The sequence below is a fragment of the Albidovulum sp. genome, from assembly GCF_049646345.1.
Classification (GTDB): Bacteria; Pseudomonadota; Alphaproteobacteria; order Rhodobacterales; family Rhodobacteraceae; genus Albidovulum.
Genome location: NZ_JBARVQ010000717.1, coordinates 1 through 5,841, shown reverse-complemented (window position 1 = coordinate 5,841; position 5,841 = coordinate 1). Strand labels below are relative to the sequence as shown.

Here is a 5,841-nt window from a genome sequence, read left to right as displayed (position 1 = left end):
CGTCTGGATGCAACCGGACCGGCCTCGCCCGACGCGGCCCGGCCGCCCAAAGTCGAATTGGTAGAAGAGGCTGACGCACTGACGGATGTCGGGGCGCTTTCGCAGGCAGCCCCCGCCGAAGCGCCTTCGCCCTCGCTGACGCGCAAGCAAGCGCCGATGGCCGCGACGGGTGAGAGCATGATCATGGCCGATGAGGCGTTCAATATAGCTCCGGCAGGCGGCATCGCCGGTCTTTTCACGCCCGAGATGGAGAGTGCACCAGCACCCAAGCCCGATACTGAGACCTACGCAAATACCGACACGAACCCGGTGAAGATCACTGCCGAGGAGCCAGTCTCCACCTTTTCCATCGACACTGATACGGCATCCTATTCCGTCATCCGCTCCTCTCTCACCAACGGCTATCTGCCCCCGGCTGAGGCCGTGCGGATCGAGGAGATGGTGAACTACTTCCCCTATGACTACGCCGCGCCGGATGCGGGCGAGGCGCCGTTCCGCGCCTCGGTCAGCCTTTTCGAAACGCCGTGGAACGAGAACACGCAGCTTCTGCGCATCGGCCTTCAGGGCGAACTGCCCGTCCTTGGCGATCGTCAGCCGCTCAACCTCGTCTTCCTGATCGACACCTCGGGGTCGATGGACGACCCGAAGAAGCTGCCGCTGCTGAAACAGTCCTTCCGCCTGATGCTGGGCGAACTTCGTCCTGAGGACCGGGTCGCCATCGTCGCCTATGCGGCGTCTGCCGGGCTGGTGCTGGAACCGACCGAGGCGTCCGACCGTGCCACGATCCTTGCAGCGCTCGACCGGCTCGACGCAGGCGGCTCGACCGCCGGGGCCGAAGGATTGCGCCTTGCCTATCAGACCGCCGAAAGCATGGCCAAGGAGGGCGATATCAACCGCATCCTTCTGGCTACCGATGGCGATTTCAATATCGGCATCCATGACCCGGAGGAGTTGAAAGATTTCATCGCCGAAAAACGCGACAGCGGCACTTACCTCTCCGTCCTCGGCTTCGGGCGCGGCAATCTCGACGACGCCACGATGCAGGCACTCGCCCAGAACGGCAATGGTACGGCCGCCTATATCGATACGCTCAGCGAGGCTCGGAAAGTGCTCGTGGATCAGCTTTCCGGCGCCCTCTTTCCCATCGCCAATGATGTGAAGATCCAGATCGAATTCAACCCCGCCGCCGTCGCCGAATACCGGCTGATCGGCTATGAGACGCGGGCGCTGGCGCGCGAGGATTTCAACAACGACAAGGTGGATGCGGGCGAGATTGGCGCGGGCCATCAGGTCACAGCACTTTACGAGGTCACGCCGGTAGGCTCACCCGCCATCCTCAACGACCCGCTGCGCTACACCGACCCCATGCTTGCGGGTGATGTGGCGGAACTCGGCTTCCTCAAACTGCGCTACAAGCAACCGGGCGCGGAGATATCGACCCTGATCGAAACCCCGATCCCACCCAGCCCGGGCGAAGCCGATGCCGACGCACGCTTTGCCGCCGCCATCACCGGAATGGGTCAGCTTCTGAGCGATCCGAAATATCTCGGGGAGTGGGGCTGGGATGAGGCCATCGAGCTCGCCAACAGCGCAAGGGGTGCCGACCCGTTCGGTTACCGTGCTGAAGCGGTGCAACTTATGCGACTGGCCGACAGCCTGCGCCAGTAAGCGTCCACTTGGGTCAAATATCCCCGCCGGAGGCAAACCCGAGCACCCCTTGCCCCGGCAAGGGGTGCGAGACATGTCTTGCGCCGGGGAACCCGGCGCACCTTTTTCAAAGACGGATCACATAGTCCTTGCGGGTGGTTTCGATCACCTCCCATGTGCCGGAAAAGCCCGGCCGCAGGATGAAGCTGTCGCCGGCGGCAAGCGGATATTCAGTGCCGTCATCCGAGGTGATCACCGACCGCCCCTTGAGGATGCGGCAGTATTCCCACTCATCATAGGAGATGCGCCACTTGCCCGGCGTCGCCTCCCAGATACCGCAATAGAGCCCGTCCAACTCCTCGGCATTCCAGGTGGTAAAGCGCGGGTCGCCCGAGATCAGCTTGTCCGGTGCAGGGGCGTCATATTCGGCTTCGGCAGCATCGGGGGTCAGGCGGAGGAAATTGGCCATGGTCGTCTTTCCTTGTGGGGTATCGGGCAAGATGTGCCCGGCTTCGCGGGGAAAGGCAATGGTAAGAAAGGCCCCGTCTGGACCTGTCCTATGGGCCGCGTATAGTGGCGCAGAAGACGAAGCTGGAAATGATGCTGCGTTGCAGCTATCATTTTTCTGCTGCTGCGAAGGAGGGCGGAATGAGTGCGACGGGTGAAGTGAAACGGCCGGTTCCCCCCGATATCAGGGCGCGCAAGGGCGGCACGCCGCTGGTGGTGCTGACCGCCTATACGACGCCCGTGGCGCGGCTTGTCGATCCGCACTGCGATATCGTCCTTGTCGGCGACAGCCTTGGCATGGTGATCCATGGCCTGCCCTCCACGCTCGGCGTGACGATGGAGATGATGATCCTGCATTCTCAGGCGGTCGCACGCGGGCTGTCGCGGGCGATGATGGTCGTCGACATGCCCTTTGGCTCTTATGAAGAAGGGCCGGAACAGGCCTTCCGCAATGCCGCGCGACTGATGGTGGAAACCGGGGCAGCGGCGGTCAAGCTTGAGGGCGGCGAACATATGGAGGCGACCATCGCCTTCCTGACCGCGCGTGGCATTCCGGTCATGGCCCATATCGGCCTGACGCCGCAGGCGGTCAATACGCTTGGCGGCTACCGGGTGCAGGGGCGCGGCGAGGATGCCACGCGCATCCGCCGCGATGCCGAGGCGGTGACACGGGCCGGAGCATTTTCGGTCGTGCTGGAAAAGGTGCCCGATGCGCTGGCGCGCGAAATCACGCAAGCGATCGACATTCCGACAATCGGCATCGGTGCCTCGGCCGATTGCGACGGTCAGGTTCTGGTCGTGGATGACATGCTGGGCCTCTTCACCGCCTTCCGGCCGAAATTCGTGAAACGCTATGCGGAACTTGGGCAGGAGGCAGACCGCGCCATTGCCGCCTATGCGGCAGAGGTGCGTGCCCGGACCTTTCCGGCCCCGGAACATGTCTTCGGCGAAAAGGCCCCCGGAAAATGACGGAGGTGATCCGCAGCGCGGCGGAGCTGCGCGAGAAGGTGGCTGGCTGGAAACGCGCAGGCGCGCTCGTCGGCGTCGTGCCGACCATGGGCGCGCTGCATGACGGGCATCTCAGCCTCGCCCGTGCAGCGCGCAAGCAATCCGATAGGGTGATCGTGACGATCTTCGTCAACCCGATGCAGTTCAACAATCCCGAAGACCTGAAGAAATACCCCCGCGACGAGGCGCATGATCTGGCGCTTCTGGAGGCCGACGGGGTGGACGTGCTCTTCGCGCCGGGGCCGGAAGAGGTCTATCCCGACGGGTTTGCCTCGAAAGTCACCGTCTCGGGCGTATCCGAGCCGATGGAAGGCTCCTTCCGCCCCGGCCATTTCGATGGCGTGGCGACGGTGGTGACCAAGCTTTTTGGCATGACGCAGGCGGGGCGGGCGTTTTTTGGCGAAAAGGACTGGCAGCAGGTGCAGGTCGTGCAGCGCCTCGTGCGCGATCTCAATATCCCGACCCGTATCATTCCCTGCCCGACGATCCGCGAGTCGGATGGTCTGGCGATGTCATCCCGCAATGTGCGCCTGACGGAGGAGGAGCGGCAGATGGCGCCCGCCTTGCACCGCGCGATGACCACGGCGGTAGATGCGATCCGGGGCGGTGCCGTTACCGAGGCGGCCCTTGCCGCGGCGCGGGAAGCGATCCTGTCTGCAGGGTACTCAAGCGTCGAATATCTCGACCTGCGCGATGCCGAAACCCTTGCGCCAGTGACAGCGCCCGACCAGCCTGCGCGGCTTCTGGCCGCCGCGATGCTGGGTGAGGTGCGACTGATCGACAATATCGCGGTGGACCCAAGGTAAGGTGGGTTTAAACCCACCTTACAACACCGCCACTCAACTGGTTCTTCCCTCTCATACAGGGGTAAGGTGGGTTTAAACCCACCTTACGTCATTGGAACAGGTCGGTCAGCGCCCCCTGCGCGACGTTGATCCGATCCTGCCGTTTGCGGGATGACGGCGCCCGCAGTTTTTGCGATAACACTTTCGACAGTGACAGGGATGACAATCGATCCGCGCATCCCTATCTAATGTAAGCAGGATTAACATCAGGGAGCGCCCATGTCCGATTTCGATGCCCAGATTCTGGAAAGCCAGAAACAGGTTTCCGCGGCGCAGGCCAAGATCTCGGAACTGACCAGCCGGATCGAGACCGCGCGCAACAAGCTCAAGACCGGCGACGATGTTTCCATCGACATCGAAAACGCCTCACTTGAGGATGTGCACGCACATGCCGAGATCATGAACGCCAATATCGCCGAGCTGATCATGGGGCTTGACGATGTAACGGCGGGCTTTTCTAAGGATTTCGACGAGATGCGGTCGAAGACCGGCTGGGAAAGCTTTGTCGGCATCTTCGCCAAGGGCAAGTCCGAGGCGATGCGGCAGGAACGCCTGCGCGGCGCGTCGATCGACGACAAGTTGCAGGACCTGATCGGCAAATCCGACGTGATCGTGAAGCTTCTGGAAGGCCAGTTGGCGGTGCTGAACCAGCACAAGGACAAGGTCGAAGTGAACCTGACGGAGACGCTCAGCGACCGCGAGGTGACCGTGGGGGAACTGGAGACGCTGCGCGCGGACATTCAGGCGCTCGACCCCGAGATCATCAAGGTCGAGAACGCGATCAGCGTCGAACAGGATGCGGCCAAGCGCACGCAACTGGAAAGCCAACTCGCCGACCTCAACAAGCGCTACAACGCGATGGTGCAGGATGAGCAGGTCAAGCTCGCGAAATCCCAGACGCTGGAGCGCTATATCGAGAAGGGCAAGACCTGGGTGGACTCCCTGCAAAATCAGGCGGCGACCCAGATGGTGCTGATCAACAAGCTGCAGACGGATACCAAGCAGCGGGTCGTGCTCTATGACGCGCTGACGAAGAGCTTGAAGACTGCGCAGCAGCAGGACGTGGCCCACAAGATCAACGAGATCGGGGTCAAGACCGACCAGGAGGCGCAGGCCGCCATGGCCGGGATCGGGGTCGCGACCAACGCACGGATGGCCGAGATGATGGAAGCGCATGAGGACCAGATGGTCTTTGCCCGCAAGGTGCTGGAGCAGAAGGCCAAGGCCGACGAACGCTTCGCCCGGCGGTTCCAGCAGATCGTCGAGAAGCACGACAAGAATCTTTATGGTGGGTGAAGGCTCCCTAGCAATGCGTGTCCGGCTGTTCACCTTTCTATTCGGTTCACCAGATAAATGGTGGAGCCGTGTAATCGCGGTTGTCTGCCTTGTTGCTGTCCTTATCGGCCTAATCTGGGGGAATTGGGAGTTTGCGGGCGCCTTGCTGGTGGTTTGGTTGGCGGAAAAACTTTTTGAGTGGGCGGCAAAAACTGCCATGTGGACTTGGAAAACGCTCTGCTCGGCCTTCATCGGGAACCGATGAAATGACGGTTGATTGGGTCACCGACGAGAAGGCGCAGTTTGGTAGCTCCGGCGGTTTGCAGCGACGCATGACCGGAGCGTTCGCGGTGGATGAAGCCTGAATGCGTTGGTTTGCTGAACTCCCCCCGCATCTCGCACTGACACTTGGTTCGTTGCCAGTCGGGCTCATCTGGGTGTTGGCGAGCCCGTCGGAGTTGGTCGGACTTGCCATGTTCGTGGCGTGGCAGTTGCCCGTTTTGTTGGTGTGGGTGCGTTTGAGGGACTGCTAGGGCATTGAGAATGACAGAACTTGACC

The 5,841-nt window shown here is 61.9% G+C and carries 5 protein-coding genes; 4 read left to right on the top strand and 1 reads right to left on the bottom strand.

All coding sequences use genetic code 11. The features are described 5' to 3' along the window. Positions 1 to 1,668: vWA domain-containing protein (locus WBB85_RS18690; RefSeq protein WP_432640101.1), on the top strand; the 1,668-nt coding region annotated here is incomplete at its 5' end. A 106-nt stretch (positions 1,669 to 1,774) separates the two neighbouring features. Here the strand turns inward: WBB85_RS18690 and WBB85_RS18685 are convergent. Beyond that, complete coding sequence (locus tag WBB85_RS18685) at positions 1,775 to 2,116, bottom strand: cupin domain-containing protein (RefSeq protein WP_432640100.1); 342 nt, start codon at positions 2,114 to 2,116, stop codon at positions 1,775 to 1,777. Positions 2,117 to 2,295: 179 nt separating this feature from the next. On the opposite strand from WBB85_RS18685, the gene panB reads away from it, so the two are divergent. The 3 genes from panB (at position 2,296) to WBB85_RS18670 (ending at position 5,303) form a co-directional block, all read left to right on the top strand. Next, positions 2,296 to 3,123, top strand: coding sequence for a 3-methyl-2-oxobutanoate hydroxymethyltransferase (panB, locus tag WBB85_RS18680; protein ID WP_432640099.1), 828 nt, complete (start codon positions 2,296 to 2,298; stop codon positions 3,121 to 3,123). After that, positions 3,120 to 3,968, top strand: a complete 849-nt coding sequence (gene panC / locus WBB85_RS18675) for a pantoate--beta-alanine ligase (RefSeq protein WP_432640098.1) — start codon at positions 3,120 to 3,122, stop codon at positions 3,966 to 3,968. The genes panB and panC overlap by 4 nt, the downstream gene beginning before the upstream one ends. 258 nt (positions 3,969 to 4,226) lie before the next feature. Continuing rightward, the gene (locus tag WBB85_RS18670; RefSeq protein WP_432640097.1) at positions 4,227 to 5,303 is read left to right on the top strand and encodes a hypothetical protein; all 1,077 of its coding nucleotides are present in this window, start codon (positions 4,227 to 4,229) and stop codon (positions 5,301 to 5,303) included. Positions 5,304 to 5,841 lie beyond the last annotated feature (538 nt).